General features: G+C 63.6%; 19 protein-coding genes. 14 read left to right on the top strand and 5 right to left on the bottom strand.

The window, feature by feature from the left end; translation table 11 throughout:
* Nucleotides 1–40 precede the first annotated feature (40 nt).
* Complete coding sequence (gene purF, locus CKO15_RS03110; RefSeq protein ID WP_200192409.1) at nt 41–1,561, top strand: amidophosphoribosyltransferase; 1,521 nt, start codon at nt 41–43, stop codon at nt 1,559–1,561.
* Complete coding sequence (locus CKO15_RS03105; protein ID WP_200192407.1) at nt 1,542–2,780, top strand: O-succinylhomoserine sulfhydrylase; 1,239 nt, start codon at nt 1,542–1,544, stop codon at nt 2,778–2,780. The genes purF and CKO15_RS03105 overlap by 20 nt, the downstream gene beginning before the upstream one ends.
* On the opposite strand, the gene cysE is transcribed toward CKO15_RS03105, so the two are convergent.
* Both cysE and CKO15_RS03095 read right to left on the bottom strand, forming a co-directional pair.
* Complete coding sequence (gene cysE / locus CKO15_RS03100) at nt 2,740–3,612, bottom strand: serine O-acetyltransferase (protein ID WP_274600104.1); 873 nt, start codon at nt 3,610–3,612, stop codon at nt 2,740–2,742. The genes CKO15_RS03105 and cysE overlap by 41 nt on opposite strands.
* A gap of 49 nt (nt 3,613–3,661) precedes the next feature.
* A complete protein-coding gene (locus CKO15_RS03095) occupies nt 3,662–4,438 on the bottom strand; it encodes a TrmJ/YjtD family RNA methyltransferase (RefSeq protein WP_200192403.1) in 777 nt (258 codons plus the stop codon).
* 95 nt (nt 4,439–4,533) lie between these two features.
* On the opposite strand from CKO15_RS03095, the gene CKO15_RS03090 reads away from it, so the two are divergent.
* The 12 genes from CKO15_RS03090 (at nt 4,534) to CKO15_RS03035 (ending at nt 15,713) form a co-directional block, all read left to right on the top strand.
* Complete coding sequence (locus CKO15_RS03090; protein WP_200192401.1) at nt 4,534–5,322, top strand: inositol monophosphatase family protein; 789 nt, start codon at nt 4,534–4,536, stop codon at nt 5,320–5,322.
* Nucleotides 5,323–5,650: 328 nt separating this feature from the next.
* The gene (ndk, locus tag CKO15_RS03085; RefSeq protein WP_200192399.1) at nt 5,651–6,076 is read left to right on the top strand and encodes a nucleoside-diphosphate kinase; all 426 of its coding nucleotides are present in this window, start codon (nt 5,651–5,653) and stop codon (nt 6,074–6,076) included.
* Nucleotides 6,057–7,169 (top strand): dual-specificity RNA methyltransferase RlmN, encoded by a 1,113-nt coding sequence (gene rlmN / locus CKO15_RS03080; protein WP_200192397.1) that lies wholly within the window; start codon nt 6,057–6,059, stop codon nt 7,167–7,169. The genes ndk and rlmN overlap by 20 nt, the downstream gene beginning before the upstream one ends.
* A gap of 59 nt (nt 7,170–7,228) precedes the next feature.
* Entirely contained in the window at nt 7,229–7,963 is a 735-nt protein-coding gene (locus tag CKO15_RS03075) for a tetratricopeptide repeat protein (RefSeq protein WP_200192395.1), read from the top strand.
* Nucleotides 7,956–9,035: a RodZ domain-containing protein gene (locus CKO15_RS03070; protein ID WP_200192393.1), complete on the top strand. Its 1,080-nt coding sequence runs from the start codon at nt 7,956–7,958 to the stop codon at nt 9,033–9,035. The genes CKO15_RS03075 and CKO15_RS03070 overlap by 8 nt, the downstream gene beginning before the upstream one ends.
* A gap of 51 nt (nt 9,036–9,086) precedes the next feature.
* Nucleotides 9,087–10,385: a histidine--tRNA ligase gene (gene hisS, locus CKO15_RS03065; protein WP_200192391.1), complete on the top strand. Its 1,299-nt coding sequence runs from the start codon at nt 9,087–9,089 to the stop codon at nt 10,383–10,385.
* Nucleotides 10,386–10,401: 16 nt separating this feature from the next.
* The gene (locus tag CKO15_RS03060) at nt 10,402–11,031 is read left to right on the top strand and encodes a YfgM family protein (protein ID WP_200192389.1); all 630 of its coding nucleotides are present in this window, start codon (nt 10,402–10,404) and stop codon (nt 11,029–11,031) included.
* Nucleotides 11,028–12,185, top strand: a complete 1,158-nt coding sequence (bamB, locus tag CKO15_RS03055) for an outer membrane protein assembly factor BamB (RefSeq protein WP_200192387.1) — start codon at nt 11,028–11,030, stop codon at nt 12,183–12,185. The genes CKO15_RS03060 and bamB overlap by 4 nt, the downstream gene beginning before the upstream one ends.
* Nucleotides 12,186–12,441: 256 nt before the next feature.
* On the top strand, nt 12,442–13,101 hold the full coding sequence (gene adk, locus CKO15_RS03050) for an adenylate kinase (RefSeq protein WP_200192385.1): 660 nt from the start codon (nt 12,442–12,444) through the stop codon (nt 13,099–13,101).
* A gap of 153 nt (nt 13,102–13,254) precedes the next feature.
* Nucleotides 13,255–14,832 (top strand): NfeD family protein, encoded by a 1,578-nt coding sequence (locus tag CKO15_RS03045; protein WP_200192383.1) that lies wholly within the window; start codon nt 13,255–13,257, stop codon nt 14,830–14,832.
* On the top strand, nt 14,825–15,436 hold the full coding sequence (gene pdxH / locus CKO15_RS03040; protein ID WP_200192381.1) for a pyridoxamine 5'-phosphate oxidase: 612 nt from the start codon (nt 14,825–14,827) through the stop codon (nt 15,434–15,436). The genes CKO15_RS03045 and pdxH overlap by 8 nt, the downstream gene beginning before the upstream one ends.
* 100 nt (nt 15,437–15,536) lie before the next feature.
* Nucleotides 15,537–15,713, top strand: coding sequence for an H-NS family nucleoid-associated regulatory protein (locus CKO15_RS03035; RefSeq protein ID WP_200192379.1), 177 nt, complete (start codon nt 15,537–15,539; stop codon nt 15,711–15,713).
* Nucleotides 15,714–15,925: 212 nt separating this feature from the next.
* Here the strand turns inward: CKO15_RS03035 and CKO15_RS03030 are convergent, their stop codons facing one another.
* From CKO15_RS03030 to traF, 3 genes are all read right to left on the bottom strand, one after another.
* Nucleotides 15,926–16,744 (bottom strand): ABC transporter permease, encoded by an 819-nt coding sequence (locus CKO15_RS03030; RefSeq protein ID WP_200192377.1) that lies wholly within the window; start codon nt 16,742–16,744, stop codon nt 15,926–15,928.
* Nucleotides 16,741–17,688 (bottom strand): ABC transporter ATP-binding protein, encoded by a 948-nt coding sequence (locus CKO15_RS03025; protein ID WP_200192375.1) that lies wholly within the window; start codon nt 17,686–17,688, stop codon nt 16,741–16,743. The genes CKO15_RS03030 and CKO15_RS03025 overlap by 4 nt, the downstream gene beginning before the upstream one ends.
* 147 nt (nt 17,689–17,835) lie before the next feature.
* A complete protein-coding gene (traF, locus tag CKO15_RS03020; RefSeq protein ID WP_200192373.1) occupies nt 17,836–19,350 on the bottom strand; it encodes a conjugal transfer protein TraF in 1,515 nt (504 codons plus the stop codon).
* Between the last annotated feature and the right edge of the window lie 28 nt (nt 19,351–19,378).

Below are 19,378 nucleotides of genomic sequence, written 5' to 3'. Positions count from 1 at the left end.
CTTGGGCGGTATAAAAGACTCTGGGAGGTGGCTTTAGACGATGTGCGGCGTGATTGGCATGGTGGCCGACGGACCGGTCAATCAAGAGCTTTATGAGGGGTTGACCGTTCTTCAGCATCGCGGTCAGGATGCGGCGGGTATCATCACTTACGACAACGGTCAGCTGAATCTACGCAAGAGCAACGGCCTGGTGCGCGATGTCTTTCGCACGCGGCACATGCTGCGGTTGACCGGTACGATGGGAATTGGCCACGTACGCTATCCGACCGCCGGGTGCGAGAGTTCGGCCGAGGCGCAGCCCTTTTACGTCAACTCACCCTACGGGATTGCGCTGGCCCACAACGGCAACCTGACCAACGCCGAGGCCCTGAAAGAGGAGCTCTTTCGCACCGACCGGCGCCACATCAACACCAACTCCGACTCCGAGATCCTGCTTAACGTCTTCGCCCACGAACTCGGTGCCCGCAATCGGCTGCAGTTGACTCCTGCCGATCTCTTCGCCGCGGTACGCGCTGTCCACCGGCGTTGTCACGGTGCTTACGCAGCGGCCGTGATGATCAACGGCCACGGTATTCTGGCCTTTCGTGACCCCTACGGGATTCGTCCGCTCTGCTACGGGGAGCGGGTCAATCAGCAGGGTAAGCGTGAATACCTAGTCGCCTCCGAGAGTGTCGCGATGGATATGCTCGGCTTCGATTTGGTACGCGAAATCGCCCCCGGTGAGGCGATCTTCTTCAGCGGCGACGGGGAGCTGCATACCGAGCAGTGTGCGGAGAGTCCGACCTACTCACCCTGTATCTTCGAGTTTGTCTATCTGTCGCGACCCGATTCGATCGTCGATGGCGTTGCGGTGCATAAGGCGCGGCTGCGTATGGGCGAGCGCTTAGCGGCGAAGATTCGGCGTGAGTGGCCGCAGCTCGATATCGACGTCATCATTCCGATTCCCGATACCAGCCGAACCGTGGCGATGCAGCTTGCCTACGAGCTCGGGGTCGAGTGTCGGGAGGGCTTTATCAAGAACCGCTACGTTGGCCGCACCTTCATCATGCCGGGGCAGACGGCGCGCAAAAAATCGGTGCGGCAAAAACTCAATCCGATCCCCCTGGAGTTTGCCGATAAGCGGGTGATGTTGGTCGATGATTCGGTGGTGCGGGGTACGACATCACAGCAGCTGGTCCAGTTGGCGCGGGACTCGGGCGCGCGCGAGGTCTTCTTTGCCTCGGCGGCACCGCCCGTACGCTATCCGAATGTCTACGGCATCGATATGCCGGCGGCCGAGGAGCTGCTGGCCCATCAGCGTGACGAGCAGCAGATCTGTGCGGCCATTGGCGCCGACCACATGATCTACCAGGACTTGGAAGACCTCAAGATGGCGGTCGCCGCCGGCAATCCGCAGATCGAACGTTTCGATTGCTCCTGTTTCGACGGCGACTATGTAACGGGTGATATCAGTGCGGAGTTCCTTCAGGGGCTCTCGGCCTCGCGCTCCGATGCGGCGAAGGCAGAGCGGGCGCAACGCTATAAAGATCTGGAGACGGTCGATGTCCACAACCACGCCTGATGCAGAGGGAGAGAGTGGACAGGGCAGCGGCGAGGGCGAGGTGACCGGCTACGGTTTCGCTACACAGGCGATACGGGTCGGGCAGCCGAGCGAGAGCGAGCAGGCACACGCCGAGCCGATCTACGCCACCTCAAGTTACCGTTTTGCCAGTGCCGCTGAGGCGGCCGCGCGCTTCTCCGGGGAGCAGCCCGGCAACGTCTACTCGCGTTTTACCAACCCGACAGTCGCCGCTTTCAGTCAACGGCTGGCCGCCCTCGAGGGCGGTGAGGCGTGCGTTGGGACCGCCTCGGGGATGGCAGCGGTGCTGGCGACGACGCTCGGTCTGCTCTCGGCCGGCGACCATATCGTCGCCTCACGCGGGCTCTTCGGCGCGACCCTCTCACTCTTTAGCAACCATCTGACCCGTTTCGGCATCTCGGTCAGCTGGGTCGACCTGACCGATACGACGGCGTGGCGTGAGGCGGTGCGCCCGAACACTCGCATGCTCTTCGCCGAGACGCCGTCGAACCCCCTCTGTGAGATCGCCGATATCGCCAGATTGGCGCAGATTGCTCACGCCGCTGATGCGCTGTTGGTGATCGATAATTGCTTCTGTACTCCGGCGCTGCAGCGGCCGCTGGAGCACGGAGCCGATCTGGTGGTGCACTCGGCGACGAAGTACCTCGACGGCCAGGGGCGGTGTCTTGGCGGGGCGGTCGTCGGCGATCGGCAGCGCGTCGGCGAGCAGATCTACGGTTTTATCCGCAGTGCCGGACCGGCCATGAGTCCCTTCAACGCTTGGGTCTTCCTCAAGGGCTTAGAGACCCTGTCGCTGCGCATGGCGGCCCACAGCGAGCGGGCGCAGCGGGTCGCCGAGTTCTTAGCCGAACACCCCGGAGTGGCGCGCGTCTACTACGCGGGCCTGCCGCACCATCGAGGGCATGAAGTCGCCCGGCGACAGCAGAGTGGTTTCGGCGGCATCGTCAGCTTCACGGTGGCCGGTGGTCGCGAGGCGGCGTGGCGGGTGATTGATGCCACACGCCTCTGTTCGATCACTGCCAATCTCGGTGATACCAAGACGACCATTACCCACCCAGCGACGACGACCCATGGGACCGTTAGCGAGGCGCAGCGTCAGGCTGCCGGCATCGAAGAGGGGCTGGTGCGCCTGTCGATCGGTCTAGAGGATGTCGACGACATCATCGACGATCTGGCTCGCGGCTTGCCCGCAGCAGGCTAGCGGTGTCACAGCCGCCCGGTTCAGAGGGGTCAGAGGGTTCAGAGGGGTCAGGGGGGTCGACGTGAAGATCGGGGAGGTCGGTGCGTTCGATCCCGCCGCCGAGCGCTTTGACCGCACTGCAGAGCTCTTCGATGCGCCGGTCAGTGACGTGGATATGATCGAGGATGGCGTTGACGGCCTGGGCGACCGGGTCGGGCATCTCGGTGGTGCCGTAGGCGTCGAAGCCGATCCGCTGAGCGATCCGTGCGCGCTGATCGCTTTGCTTTTGCGCCTCCCCGACTTGCCGTGCCGGAATGCCGACCATGGTGGCACCGGCCGGGACATTCTTGAGGACGACGGCGTTCGAGCCGATGCGTGCCCCGTCGCCGACGCGGATGGGGCCGAGCAGCTTCGCCCCGGCGCCGACGATGACGTCGTTGCCGAGGGTGGGGTGGCGTTTGCCCGACTGCCAGCTGGTGCCGCCGAGGGTGACCCCGTGGTAGAGCGTGACGTCGTCGCCGACATCGGCCGTCTCGCCGACGACAACCCCCATGCCGTGATCGATAAAAAAGCGTCGGCCGATCCGCGCCCCGGGGTGGATCTCAATGCCGGTCAGCCAGCGACTAAAGAGGCCGATGAGGCGTGCCAGCCAGCGCAGCCGCCAGCGCCACAGGCGGTTGGCTAGGCGATGGAGCAGCAAGGCGTGGAAACCCGGATAGGTGGTGACGACATCGAAGGCGTTACGTGCCGCCGGGTCACGCTCCATGACGCAGCGAATATCCTCACGCAGTCGACTTAGCATGCCCTCTGTTCCTGAAAACGTAAACGCCGAATCCTGGTGCGAGCTGAACAAAAAATCAAGAACAGTTCCTTGCTGTCTCCGCTGACCCAGTACAGGGCCATTATCGCTTTTTCCAGCGGCGCGAATCGAGGATGTGACTCAGCAAGCCGCGCAGCATCCGCACCTCATCTTCACCGAGTGCGGCACGGCGAAAGATATTGCGCAGCCGCCGCATGGTCAGCTCCGGATTTTGCCGTTCAAGATAGCCGACAGTCGTTGCGGTTTGCTCAAGGTGATCGAAAAAGCGCTCTAGGGTGTCGACCGTCGCCGGCGTGCTGTGAGACGGATAGGGTCCAGTTCCGCCGGTTAGGGCGTGCGGGGCGTGGTGCGCCATGCGCAGCTCCCAGGCAACCAATTGTACGGCGCTCGCGACGTTAAGTGAGCTGTAGTACGGATTGGTCGGGATGTGCACCAGTTCGTGGCAGTGATCGAGCTCGGCGTTGCTCAAGCCGGTACGCTCGCGGCCGAAGATCCACGCCTGCTCGGCCCACTCAGCCCGTCCGGTTGCCTCTGCCTGCGCGCGTAGGGCGGCGCTGCCGAGGGCGGCGGTGCGCAGATCGTTGACTAGGTAGCGCTCGGCGCGCGGCCGGGCGGAGAGGCCGTAGACCCGCTGACAGCCGCTGAGAGCAGCGGCGAGCGTGGCGTGCTGTGTAGCCTGCTCCAGAATCGCTTCGGCGCGCGCGGCCCGTGCTACGGCGGCATCGTCGCGCGGGTCGCACTGCGGGTCGACTAAGCAGAGCTGTTGCAGACCCATGGTGTGCATCGCGCGGGCGGTTGCTCCGATGTTGCCGGGGTGCGTGGTGCCGACAAGGACAATGCGAACGTGCTCAAACTCCACAATCTGCTCCTGAATCTGCTCCTGTTGATCGCCCCCCTGAACGACGATCGGTTTTACTGCTATCCTAGGGCGCGTCTAGTCAGGAGTCGTATTCCATGCATCCGATGGTGAACATTGCAGTCCGCGCGGCTCGGGCTGCCGGTAACGTCATTGTCCGCAACATCGACCGTCTCGACCGGGTCCGCGTCGAGAGCAAAGGTCGCTACGACTTCGTCACCGATATCGACCGGCAGGCCGAGTCGGTCATTCTCGATGTGCTCCACCGTGCCTATCCGCGGCACGCCATCCTAGCGGAGGAGAGCGGTGCTGCCTACAACGGCGGTGGTGAGGCGGAGTATACCTGGATTGTCGACCCGCTCGACGGGACGGCGAACTTTCTCCACGGCTTCCCCCAGGTCGGCGTCTCAATCGCTTTGCAGCACCAGGGGCAGCTGACCGCGGCGGTGGTCTACGACCCGCTGCGCCAGGAGCTCTTTACCGCCGCGCGCGGCAGTGGGGCGCAGCTCGACGGGCGGCGGATTCGGGTCACACCGCGGCGCGGACTTGAGGGGGCGCTGATCGGTACTGGGTTTCCGTTTAAGAACCAGCAGCTGATGCCGCGCTATCTGCAGATGTTTGCAACTGTGGCTGAGCGTGCCGAGGACATGCGCCGCGCTGGGGCCGCTTCGCTCGATTTGGCTTACGTCGCCGCTGGACGTCTCGATGGCTTTTTCGAGCTCGGCCTGAAGCCGTGGGATATCGCCGCCGGGGCGCTGTTGATTCAAGAGGCCGGTGGCACGGTCAGCGGGCTACAGGGGGACGATGACTACCTGCAAAGCGGTGATATCGTAGCCGGTGGTCTCAAGGTGCACGCCGGTCTGCAGCGGGCCATCGGTGGTCTTTGACGTGTCATGGTGCGCTGCACATAACGCGTTGTCCTCGGCGCCTAAACCTGCTAAACTCGCCGCCTGACTGGCTGCCGCAGCGCGCTGTTGCTGCGGCTTTTTTGTGGTCTGCCGAGCCTCCCAAAGGCCAGAGTCGAATGGCGGCGATGCCTAACCGTCTTGGTTCCGTTCCCTTGAGGTGGGCGGCGGCGAACGCGCCGGTGTGCCGTCTCGCCCACATGCGGAGCACCCGAGCGGACCCGTCCGGTGGGAGCAACCCGCCTGGGGTGCTTTGGCCTTGACTGTGGCGAAGTCTTTTGCAACAACACACGGAACAACGGAGTCGTATATGGCCGTAGAGAGAACCTTGTCGATCATTAAGCCCGATGCCGTAGCACGGAACGTCATCGGTGAGATTTACACTCGCTTTGAGCGCTCAGGCATGCGCATCATCGCTGCGCGTATGGTGCGTCTGAGCCAGCAGGAGGCCGAGAGCTTCTATGCTGTCCACCGCGAGCGCCCCTTTTTCAATGATCTGGTCGGCTTTATGACCTCCGGTCCGGTGATGGTGCAGGTCCTTGAAGGCGAGGAGGCTGTGCGTAAGAATCGGGAGATCATGGGAGCGACGAATCCGAAGGAGGCGGCTGCCGGTACGCTGCGCCACGATTTTGCTGAAAACATCGACGCCAATGCGGTCCACGGCTCCGATAGCCTGGAGAACGCAGAGCGTGAGATCGAGTTCTTCTTTAAGCCCGATGAGATCTGCCCACGCTGAGCACGAGTCGCAGCACGCGGCCCGCATGAGCGGCCCGGTCGAGCTGCTCGGCCTCGATCGGCCGCGCCTAGCGGCGTTTTTTGACGCACTCGGTGAGCGCCGCTTCCGGGCGCGGCAGTTGATGCAGTGGCTGCATCAGCGGCAGGTCTACGACTTTGCCGCTATGACTGACCTGAGCAAGGGGCTGCGTGAGCGTCTCACGCGCCACGCTACCGTCACCCTGCCGAGTGTTGCCAGCGCACTGACTGCGGCTGATGGAACGCGCAAGTGGCTGGTGCGTTTGAGCGACGGCCACTGTGTCGAGACGGTCTATATCCCTGAGCCTAAGCGAGGCACCTTGTGCATCTCAGCACAGGCGGGCTGCCCGATGGGCTGTGCCTTCTGTGCGACCGGGGATGGTGGCTTTGGGCGCAATCTCAGCGCGGCCGAGATCGTCGGTCAGCTGCATGTGGCGAGCGCGCAGCTGCCGCCGGGGGCGGTAACCAACGTCGTCTTTATGGGGATGGGCGAGCCGCTGCTCAATTTCGATCCGGTGATCTCGGCGGCCCGCGTCTTCATGGACGATTTCGGCTTTGTGCTCTCGAAGCGTCGGGTTACGATCTCGACCTGCGGTGTGGTGCGCGCGATTGAACGCATGCGCAACGTCACCGACGTCAGTCTGGCCGTCTCGCTGCACGCCCCGAATAACGCGCTGCGCGATCAGCTGGTGCCGCTCAATCGCAAGCACCCGCTAGAGCGCTTGTTGCCGGCATGTCACGCCTACATCCAGGATAAGCCGCATCGGCGTATCACCTGGGAGTACGTCTTGCTGTCCGGGGTTAACGATGCCGACCACCACGCCCGGGAGTTGGCGCGCTTGTTGCAGGGGATTCCCTCTAAGGTTAATTTAATCCCGTTTAACCCCTATCCGGGAGCGCGCTTTGAGCGGCCGTCGGTGGGACGAGTGCGCGGTTTTGCCGATGCGCTACTGGAACGGGGGGTGACGGCGACGGTCCGAGAGACGCGTGGTGAGGAGATTCAAGGGGCGTGCGGACAACTCGTCGGTGAGCTGCAAGGCGCACGGACGAGCAAAATGACAGCGCTGCCGATGTGAACCGAAGAGCGAAGCGACGATCAAAGCGAGGATGGCTCGGACTGACCCTTTGTGGTGCCGTGTGCATCACCGCGCTGCTTGTCGGCTGCGCGAGCACCGAGCACGAGCCGTTGCCCGATGCCGCCCGAGCGGCCGATAGCCACGCCGGCGCCGGCCTCCATCTGCTGGCTGCCGGGCGGCTGATTGAGGCTCAGCAGCGCCTCGAACGGGCGCTGGCGATCGATCCGGAGCACGCCGCAGCGTGGGTCGGCATGGGGCTGGTCGCAGAAGGGTTTGGCGACCTGGAACAGGCCCTCGCCCATCAACAACGGGCCGCCGCCTTGGCTCCCGAGGCCGGCCCGGTGCGCAACAACTTAGGGCGAGTCTTGTGTCAGTTGGGACACATTGATGAGGCGCTGGAGACCCTACAGAGCGCGGCTGAACTGCCGGAGTACCGCTCGCGGCAGGTGCCGTTGACCAACGCTGCACGCTGCGCCTTCGAGGCTGATCGCCTACCTGAGGCACAGCGTTACGTCGCGGCGGCTTTGGCGCACGAGGGCACGTTTGTGCCGGCGCGCCTGTTGCGAGCTGAGCTTTATTACGCCACCGCCGAGTATGCGGCAGCGGCCGCCGAATTGGCGAGGGTACGGCGCAGCGAACGCTCCGCGCAAGTGCTCTTTTGGTCGGCGCAAGTGGCTCAGGCGCAGGGTGACGAAGAGCAGGCAAGCGCCTACGGCGAGGAGTTGCGTGCGCGTTTTCCTGAGTCCGAATATGTGCGGCGGCTCAAGGCCGCGAGAGGCAACAGCCATGAATGATTCGGCGATGGGCGAAGAGGGTGCGGCGCCGCAACGCGCACAAGGCGATACCGGGAGCAGTCGCACCGACGTTAACGGAGCGGGTCCAGGAGGGGCAGGCGTCCAGCTGCGCCACGCCCGCGAAGCTCAGGGGCTGACGGTTCGTGCCGTAGCGGTTAGCCTCAATCTGGCACCTGCTATGGTAGAGGCGCTTGAGGCGGAGGCGTATGAACAGCTGCCTCCGGCGACCTACGTCCGTGGCTACATGCGCAGCTACGCTCGCCTCGTCGGCCTCTCGCCGGAGGCCGTTATCGCCGCCTATGGGGGCCGGGATCAGATGGCCTCCACTAGCGGTGAGAGTGAGGTGCCCACTCGGCGGGGCACGCATGGCGCACAGCGGCAACGGCGCGTCGCTGGCCGCCGGCGGCGGGGCGAGGCGGCGGCGGCCGAATCCGGCGCGCAGCAACCGCTGCATCGTATCGTGCTGATCGGTATGGTTGTTGCGCTGATTGGCGCTGGTGGCGCACTCATTGTGTGGTGGCAGTCGAGCGATGGCGAGCGTGCGCAGCTGCCTCGGGGCGAGGCGGTGGAGTACAGCGCCGAGGAGGAGTCGGTGGCTGGCGATGCTACGGGAGAGGGCCTCGGTACTGCTGCGGACGCCCCCGCTGGAGTGATTCCGGATCTTCCCCGTGAGTCGTCTCCCGAGCCTGCCGCTGCGCCGACCGGCGATGATCCGGATCGAGACGCGGGCCTGGATGCGGAAGGGTCGGTGCTCGGCCTTGACGATCGGGTGCCGACGATCGAACAAGAGGCCGTGGCGGCCCTCGACGAGGCGCCTGCCGAGACCGCTGCGGCGGGGTTGACGCTGCGTGTTGGTGAGGGCGAGGCGTGGCTGGAGGTGACGGCCGACGGTGAGCGCCACTTTTACGGTCTGGCGCGTGGCCCGCGCACCATCGAGGTGCCGCCGGCCGAGCACTATCGGCTGGTGATCGGTAACGCGGAGCTGGTCACGCTCGAGCACGCTGGCGAGTCTGTCGATCTGCAGCCGTACACCCGTGGCGATGTGGCCCGGTTGACGCTGGAGGGCGAGTGAGTCCGGAGGATTCCGGTTAATGGACGAGGATGACGAGGATACGGAGTCGTCGTGGCAAAAAAAGGTGTAGCGAGTGTAAGGGGCTTTAGTGACGTGCTGCCCGCGCAGACCCCACTTTGGCAGTGGGCCGAGGCGCGTATTCAGCGGGTGCTTGAGGCCTATGACTACCGCGAGATTCGGCTCCCGGTGCTGGAACGCACCGAGCTCTTTTGTCGGTCGATCGGCGAGGTGACCGATATCGTCGAGAAGGAGATGTACACCTTTGAGGATCGCAACGGCGATAGCTTGACAATGCGCCCGGAGGGTACCGCCGGCTGCGTGCGTGCCGGGATTGAGCACGGTCTACTCCACAACAGCGAGCCACGGCTGTGGTATCGCGGGGCGATGTTCCGCCACGAGCGACCGCAACGTGGGCGGCTGCGGCAGTTTCATCAGATCGGTGCCGAGGCCTTCGGGGTGGCTGCCCCGGAGCTTGATGCCGAGATGATTGTGATGACGGCGCGGATGCTGCGCGAGCTCGGCCTTGATGAAGGGGTGCGGCTGCAGCTGAACTCACTCGGTACGCCACAGTGTCGTGCTGCCTATCGAGCAGAACTCATCGACTACCTGCAGCGGCACGAGAACGAGCTCGATGAGGAGAGTCGGCGGCGACTGAACAGCAATCCGCTGCGCATCTTCGACAGCAAAGATCCGGGGGTGCAGGCGGTGATGGCCGAGGCCCCGCGCCTGCTCGATGCCCTCGATGAGGAGTCGGCAGCGCACTTTACTACGCTCAGGAACCTGCTCGAACAGGCTGGAGTCGAATACACCGTGAACCCGGCGTTGGTTCGTGGCCTCGACTACTACACGCGCACGGTCTTTGAGTGGGTAACCGATCGGCTTGGGGCGCAAGGCACCGTCTGTGCCGGTGGCCGCTTCGATGGCCTGGTCGAGCAGCTCGGCGGTCGTGCGACGCCGGCGATCGGCTTTGCCCTTGGCTTAGAGCGGCTTGTCGAGTTGCTGGCAGAGGGGCGCGCGGAGGAGGTCGCCCGGTGCGGCGGTGCGGCGCACGCCTACTTGGTGGTAGCCGGCGAGAGCGCAGCAGCCTTCGCTTTGGCCGAGTGGCTACGCGATGCCCTGCCGCGGTTGCGCCTGCAGATGCACCCGGGAAGTGCCGGTTTCAAGGGGCAGCTTAAGCGCGCCGACCGCAGTGGGGCGCGGGTGGCGTTGATCCTGGGTGATGCGGAGGAGGCTGCCGGTGAAGTCACGGTTAAGGATTTACGGGACGATCAGCCACAGCGGCGAATGGACCGCGAGGCGCTGGTGCAATATTTGTGTGGTCTAATAGACGATGATGGCCGCGCGACATAGGTATTTGGGGTTAGAGATGGATCGGAGCGACGAAGAACAGCTGCAGCGCTTGAACGACTGGTGGCGGCGTAACGGCCCCTCTTTGATGCTTGGTGCTGCCTTGGCGCTGGTTGTCCTGGCCGGCTGGTGGGGCTTCGGGGCGTGGCAGGAGCGCTCGGCGCAGATGGCCGCCGCCGCCTACAGCGAGTTTCTGCAGGCTGAGCGGCAGCAAGCGGAGATCAGTGAGCTCGAACAACTCGGGCAGCGCCTCCTCGACGATCACGGCAGCAGTGGTTATGCGGTGCTGACGGCGATGCGGCTGGCGCGGCACCAGATGGATACCGGTGCCTATCAGAGCGCGGCCGATACCTTGGGCTGGCTGGTCGAGAACGCCCGTGAGCGGCCCACCGCCGAACTGGCACGCCTACGCCAGGCGCGGGCGCTGGCTCAGGAGGATCCGGAGCAGGCGGTGGGGCTCCTCGGCAGCGACGTCTCGCGCAGCTTCAAGGCGGCCTACGCCGAACTGCGCGGCGATCTGCTGGTCGATCTGGGGCGCTCCGCCGAGGCCGCCGAGGCTTACCGCGAAGCGCTGGCTGTCAACGGGTTGGCGCCGCAATCCCGCGAGTTGGTCGAAATCAAGCTACGTGCCGTGGAATCCGGGGCGTGAGCGGCGTGGTTTACTGGGTGCAAGCGCCACGGGTAGCGCTGCTGTTGCTGCTTGCGCTGGCGGTTGGTGTGGGGTGCTCGCTGCAGCGACCGCTGCCGCAGCCGCAGGTCGAGCCGCAGATCGCCGTCGATCTGGAGTGGAGTGGGTGGCCTGTTGGGCCGGTGCCCTCCGGGTTTGCGTTCGATCCGCAGTATCGCGATGGGCAGCTCTACTTAGCCGATGCACGGGGGTGGGTGCGAGCGCTCGACGTCGAGCGGGGGGAGACCGTTTGGCACCACCGGCTAGAGCGCCCGTTGGCCTCCGGTCCGGTCCTGGTCGAGGGGATGCTGCTGCTGGGCGACCGAAAAGGGCGGCTGCAAGCGCTCGAGCCCGAAAGTGGCGAGGTGCTGTGGCAGACTGATTTAGTCGGGGAACTCCTCGGCAGCCCGCGCTACACTCGCGGGGTTGTGGTGGCGCGCACGGGCGATGGCCGCCTCTTCGGTCTCGATGGAGAGACGGGCGAGCGGTTGTGGGTCTTCGATCGGGGGATCCCGGCGCTGACGCTGCGCCATCGCAGCGCGCCGGCGGTGACCGGTGGTACCGTCGTCGTCGGCTTGGAGAGCGGGCGCCTGGTCGCGCTCAATGCGAATGACGGCTCAGTACGCTGGGAGCATGTGGTGACCGAGCCGCGCGGGCGCACCGAATTGGAACGCATGGCCGATATCGCCGCCGACCCGGTGATCGATCAGGGGCTGGTCTTTGCCGTAGCCTATCAAGGACACTTGACCGCCGTGCGGATGGCGACCGGCAGTGCGGAGTGGAGCCGTGAAGTCTCCAGCTTCCGTGGGTTTCACCTCGACGGCGAGAAGGTCTACGTGGCCGGTGCCGATGGCCGCGTGTGGGCCTTCGATCGACGCAGTGGTGCGACAGTGTGGCGGCAGGAGCAGCTACGTGGTTTGATCTTGACGCGTCCGGTGGCCGTGAACGGTTATCTAGTCGCCGGTGATAATGCCGGCTACGTCAATTGGCTGCGGCTGCGTGACGGCGAACTGGTGGCTCGGGAACGCCTCTCCTCAGTGCCGATTGAGCGGACGCCGGTGGTTACAAGCGACGGCTGTCTCTACGTCCTCGATGCGCGTGGGCGTCTGACCGCACTGCGTGCGGCTTCTGAGTAGTCTCCCCGTGGTGCCGGCCAAGGTGCACAACAAGTGCGATTGTTGCACCACGGCCGGTCGTCGTTTTGCTACGCTTACGAGAAGCAGCTTGTAGTGGCCGAGCATTTCGCCGCTGAGCGTTGTTCGTCCATCGTTAGAGCGGCGCGAGGCAGCGCTGGCAGGTTACGACAATTGGCAGAGATTGGCAGAGATCGTCTGGATAATAGATTGTTTTGGCAGATTGGCTGAAGAGTAGCTGAAAAAGGAGATACAGCTTATGCGTTTGATCCTCCTCGGGCCGCCCGGCGCCGGCAAAGGCACACAGGCTGGTTTTGTCTGTGAGGCGTTTGCGATCCCGCAGATCTCGACCGGCGATATGCTGCGCGCGGCGGTCGCCGCCGGCACCCCGCTCGGGCAGCAGGCGAAGCAGATTATGGATGAGGGGGGGTTGGTCCCCGACGATGTGATCCTCGGGCTGATTCGTGAGCGCACTGCCGAGTCCGACTGTGCCAACGGTTTTCTCTTCGACGGTTTTCCGCGCACCATCGCGCAAGCCGACGGGCTGAAGGCGCAGGGGATCACGATTGATGCCGTTGTCGAGATCCAAGTCCCTGATGAAGCGATCGTGCAGCGTATGGCGGGCCGCCGGGTCCACCCGGGATCGGGGCGGGTCTACCACGTTCAGCACAACCCGCCGCAGCAGCCGGATGTCGACGATGTCACCGGTGAGCCCCTGGTGCAGCGTGACGATGATCGGGAAGAGACGGTCCGTCACCGTCTAAAGGTCTATCACGAGCAAACACGCCCGCTGGTGGAGTATTATTCCAGTCAGGTCGACGCGAGCGATCCGCAGGCACCACGCTACATCACGATCGATGGCCAACAGCCGGTCGAAAGGGTGCGGGAGCAAGTGCTGCAGGCGTTGCAGTCGGGTTGATCGGCGAGTTCTCGGTCCGTCGGCTCCGATAGCCGCGAAAGCCGCAATGGCTCCAATGGCTCCAATGGCCCCCCGGTGGTGGTGTAGGGCCTAGGCGCGCCCGAATCCGGCACTGCGTTCCAACTCTACATAAAATTGCGAGCGGATATAGCCATGTGGATGCGTCGCCTAGTGGGTTACCTCGTTGCGATTACTGCGGCCTTCCTGCTGTCGGCAACCACGCTCGGCGGCGAAGAGGAGGCGCGAGGCAGCAGTGCGCTCCTGCTCGACGTTAAGGGGCCGATCGGGCCGGCAACGACCGACTACATCACCCGTGGCTTGGGTGAGGCCGAGGGGCGTGGGGCAGAGCTGGTGATCCTGCGGCTCAACACCCCAGGCGGGCTTGATGAGGCGATGCGCGATATTATCAGCGCCATCCTCGCCTCGCCGGTGCCGGTGGCGACTTACGTCGCACCGAGTGGTGCGCGCGCAGCGAGCGCCGGCACCTATATCCTCTACGCCTCGCACGTTGCGGCGATGGCTCCGGCGACCACGCTCGGGGCAGCGACACCGGTGCAGCTGGGGGCGAATACCGCCACCTTCTCGCCTGCAGTGGCAGAGCGCGGTGAGGGCACCCGCTTCGAGGAGCAGATTCGCGAGTTTATTGAGGCGTTCCGAGAGCGGATCGACAATGAGGAGAGAGAGGAGGCGGAAGAGTCGACAGCCGCCGAGGAGGAACGTGCGGAGCGGGACGATGAGGCCGCGGCGAGCGACGAGACGAATGCGGCTGATGAGAAGGTCGACGACGAGAAGGCCGATGATGAGCGCCGGGAAGGAGAGCGACCCGGGGCGATGGAGCGCAAGATCATCGAAGATGCGGTCTCGTACATTCGCGGTCTGGCGGAGCTGCGGGGACGGAATGCCGACTGGGCCGAGCGGGCGGTGCGTGAGTCGGTCAGCGCCTCTTCGAGCGAGGCAGTTGAGCTGAACATCATCGATTTTGTCGCTGAGGATATCGACGATCTGCTGGCGCAGGCTGACGGTATGACGGTGAAGCTGCCGGCCGGCGAGCGTGAGCTGCGCACGAGCGATCTACAGGTCGAGTTGCACGAGCCGGACTGGCGCAATCAGCTGCTCGCGGTGCTCACCAATCCGAACGTCGCCTACATCCTGATGCTTATTGGCATCTACGGGATCATTTTTGAGTTGATGAACCCTGGCTCGTTGGTGCCGGGTGTGCTCGGTGGGATCTCGCTGCTGCTGGCGCTCTACGCCTTTCAGGCGCTGCCGATCGCCTACGCCGGTCTGGCGCTGATCTTCTTGGGGATCGCCTTTATGATCGCCGAGGCCTTTTTACCGAGCTTCGGTATCCTGGGGATCGGCGGAGCGATCGCCTTTGTCCTCGGCTCGGTGATGCTCTTTGATACCGATGTTGAGGGTTTTGAGATCTCATTGGCGGTGATCGCCGGTTTCACGGTGGCGAGTCTGGTGGTCTTTATCGGTGTGGCGATGATGGCAGCACGGGCATGGCGGCGGCCGAAACTCGGCGGTGCCGATGAGTTGATCAACGCCGAGGCCTCTGCCGACGGCGGCTTCGCTGGTGACCGTGCTGGCGGGGGAGGCCATACGGGGCATGTGCGCTACGCCGGAGAGCGTTGGCGAGCGGTCAGTGAACGGCCGGTGCGCGATGGTCAACGAGTACGAATTATTGGCAAGGAGGGATTAACGTTGCAGGTGGAGCCGGATGAGTAGCAGTGATGCAGCTTGGGATTCTGATGCCCGTTATCGCGAGGCGTTGGCTCGTGTCGAGCAAGTGTTGGAGCGGGCCAAGGCGACCGACCTGATGGAGCCGACTGCCGGTGTGTTGGCGACCGCTGGCTGCGATGGTTGGCCGACCGCGCGCACGGTGCTGCTAAAGGGCTTGGATGAGCAGGGTGCGCTCTTCTATACCAACCGGCGTAGCCGCAAGGCGCGGCAGCTGGCAGAGAATCCGCGCGCCTCTTTGTGTTTTTTGTGGCAGCCTTTAGCCGAGCAGGTCGAGCTCTGTGGGGCGGTCGTGCCGGTGAGTGCGGAGGAGGCCGACGCCTACTGGGCGACACGCCCGCGGATTAGCCAGGTCGGAGGCTGGGCCTCGGAGCAGTCGGAGCCGCTGATGGCGCGCCGTCACCTCGAGGAGCGGGCGGCCGAGATTGAGCGACGTTTTCCTGACGCAATCCCGCGTCCACCGCACTGGTCGGGCTATCGCTTGGTGCCGGTAACGATTGAGCTGTGGCGAGCTGGAGATGGCCGCCTGCACGAGCGGGAGCGCTATACATTGCGGCCCGAGGGCTGGGTGCATGAGTGGCTGAACCCGTAACTCTTTGGGAGATTCGGGGCCCATTTTGGCTGCCCCGTGGGCGCTTAAGATCAACCGCGCAACCGGGAACCGAGGCAAACCGCGGTGGGGGTGCTGACCGATGGAAGATTTCTCACGCTATTCTGTCGAGGAGTTGCAGCGTCTGCGGGCTCAGGTCGAGAAGGAGATCGCTGAGCGACGAAAAGATCATATCCATGAAGCCCGCCGTGAGATACAGGCGATCGCTCAGCGCTACGGCTTCGCGCTGAGCGATCTGCTCGACGACTTGGCGCCTTAAGGGCCTTAGTCGCCCTGGGGGGGGGTGATCATCGTTTGGTCTACTTTGCCAAACAGCACCCAACCTTTGTCCTCTGTTACACATGCTTGAGCCCTCTGTCACACGTGCTTGAGTCCTCTGTTACACATGCTGAAGCATGGCGGTGGTCGAGTGCTTTTCCTGGGAACGCCGGCGTCCTCGCCGGCTGCTTCCTCTGGCTTGGTTCTCTTTTCTTAGCTTCGCAGGCCCGTACCGCGGCGCAGCAGGTAGAGGGCGAAGCCGCCTAAGCCGATGATAAAGGCGATCATCATCACGTAAGAGAAGACGATGTTGACATCCGCTGAGCCGAGGATGCCGAAGCGGAAGGCGTTGACCATGTAGAGGATCGGGTTGGCGAGCGAGACCGCTTGCCAGAACTCGGGTAGCAGTGAGATCGAGTAGAAGACCCCGCCGAGATAGGTCAACGGCGTCAGCACAAAGGTCGGGATAATCGCGATGTCGTCGAATTTTTGCGCATAGATCGCGTTGATGACGCCGCCGATCGAGAAGAGGGTGGCGGTTAAGACCACCACGCTGAGGGTGATGGCCCAATTGTGAATGGGCAGCGAGGTGAACATCAGTGCAATCACAGTAACGATCGCCCCAACGCAGAGCCCGCGTCCCACCCCGCCGACGACGTAACCGGTCAAGATCACCAGATTCGGCATCGGCGAGACGAGCAACTCCTCGATGTGGCGCTGAAATTTGGCCCCGAAAAAGGAAGAGACGACGTTGTTGTAGGAGTTGGTGATGATCGCCAGCATGATGATACCGGGGGCGATGTACTCCATGTAGCTGTAGCCACCCATCGGGCCGATGCGCTCACCGATCAGGGCGCCGAAGATAACAAAATAGAGTGTCATGGTGATCGCCGGCGGCACCAGCGTCTGAATCCAGATCCGCAGGTAGCGGTTGGTCTCTTTGAAGGCGATCGTCTTCAGGGCGACCCAGCTGGCACGCAGGCGCACCGAGCGGGGGTAGCGCTGCCCTTCGGCGGCGAATCGATCGCTCATGAGTTCTCCTCCTTCTCCTTCTCCTTCCCTCTCTCCTTGTTGCCGAGCATGCGGACGAAGAGCTCTTCGAGGCGATTCGACTTATTGCGCATACTGGTGACTGAGATGCCGTTCTGGGCTAGAACGGCGAAGAGTTCGGTCAGCGGGCGGCCGCGTGGTACCTCGGCTTCGAGGGTCGCCCCGTCGATGCGCCGCAGCGAAAAGTCGGGCAGCTGCGGCAGGGACTCGGGCAGGTGCTCGACATCGAGCAGGTAGGCTTGGGTCGAGAGGCGCTGCAGCAGCGCCTTGACGTTGGTGTGCTCAATGATGCGTCCCTCATCAATGATGGCGATGTCGCGACAGAGGCTTTCGGCCTCTTCGAGGTAGTGGGTGGTTAGGATAATGGTAGTCCCTTGGGCGTTGATATGACGCAAGAAGTCCCACATGCTGCGGCGCAGCTCGATATCGACCCCAGCGGTCGGCTCATCGAGGATAAGCAGCCGGGGTTCGTGCATCAGGGCGCGCGCAATGAGCAAGCGCCGTTTCATGCCGCCGGAGAGGGTCCGCGAGATGCTCTTACGGCGCTCCCAGAGCCCGAGGCTCTGGAGGTAGTGCTCCGCTCGGATGTGGGCGATGCGGCGGGGGATGCCGTAAAAGCCGGCCTGATTGAGCACGATCTGTTCGACCGTATCGAAGGTGTTGAAATTGAACTCTTGTGGCACCAGCCCGAGCGATGATTTGACCGCCCACGGGTCGCGGTCGAGGTCGTGGCCGAAGACCTGCACCTGGCCGCCGCTTTTGGTGACCAAGGTCGCGACGATGCCGATCAGCGTCGATTTGCCAGCGCCGTTCGGGCCGAGAAGGCCGAAAAAGGCGCCAGCATCGACGCTTAAGTCGATGTGGTTGAGGGCGGTGCGGCCGTTGCGGTAGGTCTTGGTGAGATCGGTGACGACTAAGGCGGTCAACGCGGCTCCTTGCTGTGCATCAACGGGCTGTAAATTTACATCGCTGAATTTCAATGGGGGTGGAGTCAAAAGGGACCCCGCTTGACCCCCTTTCGGCTGACGCCAGGTAGGGGGTTGCGCGGGGTAGTGTCCACGATCCTATCCGGTTCAGAAGGCGGTCTCAAAGCCGAGGTTGGCGAAGAAGCCGCGAGGTACCGAGTCGACGCGTTCGGTAGCCACCGCCAGATCAAGGTTGAAGAGGTTGAACAAGGTCAGGCCGCCACTGATGTAGCCGAGCTCGGTTCCGGCTAAGTTTTTGCGATAGCCGAGACGTGCCGAGGGGATGTAGAAGCGAGGATGGTGATAAGAGGCGCCGATCGTCGCCCACTGATAGGCGTTTTCGGAGTTATCGGCAAAGGGGCCCTCGATCTCGTTCAGATCGAGTGCGGCTCCGACCAGCCAACGCTCATCTTCGCCGAGGGAAACAGCGCCCTCAACCGTTAACTGCGGCTCCATGGTATAGCTGGCACCAGTGTCGATCTCGCCGCGCGCGGTCGCTCGGTCGTAGGTCTCGTTGTCTCTGACCTGGGGGTACTTAAAGGAGGGTGAGTTGAGGTTGCGTGCGGTTGCGCCAGCGCGGTAGCCGTCGCCGACCCACATCACCCCGGCATCGACCCCGAAGGCGCTGCGCTCGCGACTGTTGCTGTCCCACTCGTCGCTGAGTGTATCGCCAGCGTCGTCATCGAAGCTGACGACCACCCGGGAAAGCTCGACTTGGTGGTGGTTGAGCCGCCCGCCAGCGAAGAGGATCCCCTGCGGGTGGGTGTAGACGGCGGTGCCGTATCCGATTGACAAGGTGCGGGTTTGGATACCGCGGATGTAGCCGCCGAACTGTTCAAGTTGCTTTTCGATGGCGTCGTCATCGAGTTTGAGGTCAGTATCCAACAATGTGTCTAACTTCTCCGTGTTAAGTTCACCGTTCTCAAGGTAGTCTTCGGGGTCAGTGGAGAAGTCGATGTCCCGTAGGCCGGTCGCCAGCTCGGCACCGTGTAGCACCGAGACGTGGCCGCGGAAGCCGTACTCCAGATCGACCGTAACCGAGCCGCGGAGGGCGTCGTGGGTCACCTCGAGCGGGAAGGGGGCGTGGTTGCCGGTGACTCCGATGGCGAGGTAGCCGCGCTCACCGAGAAGGTTAAGGAGGTCGTTGACCGCGATCTCTAGATCTTGTAGATCTTTGATATCTTGGTCCAAACTCTCCAGAGCGTCTCTTAGCTCGTCCTCGGAGTTGGGTCCCGGGGTATCCTTCAGCGTGGTAATTGTGTCCTCAAAATCCCGTATCCGCTCGTCGAATCCCTCCAGCTTGTCAAAATCATCACCCAACTGCTCGAAGTCGTCGGCAAAGTCGTCAACCTTACCGAGCTCAGCGCCCACCCCGATCCCTAGGATGCCCATCCGTACCCCGCGATTGCTCGCCGAGATCGGCCCGGCCGGGTTGCGCTTGCTGCTCTGGAGTTGGTCGTAGCGGGTGGCATCACCAAACCCGAGCGATGAGCCGGGGGGGTGGTAGGGGTGGTAGGCTAGGGCCGAGGTCAGCGGGGCGAGCCCGAAACCGAGCAGGGTCGCCCACGTTAAAAGGTGTCGTCGGCTGCGGTTCGACGGCAGGCAGGATGCACGCGTAGTCATGGGCTCTCTCCCCCCATCCCCTAATAAG

Origin of the sequence: Halorhodospira abdelmalekii, assembly GCF_016583625.1 — a bacterium.
GTDB lineage: Bacteria > Pseudomonadota > Gammaproteobacteria > Nitrococcales > Halorhodospiraceae > Halorhodospira > Halorhodospira abdelmalekii.
This window is presented reverse-complemented; position numbering and strand designations above follow the sequence as displayed.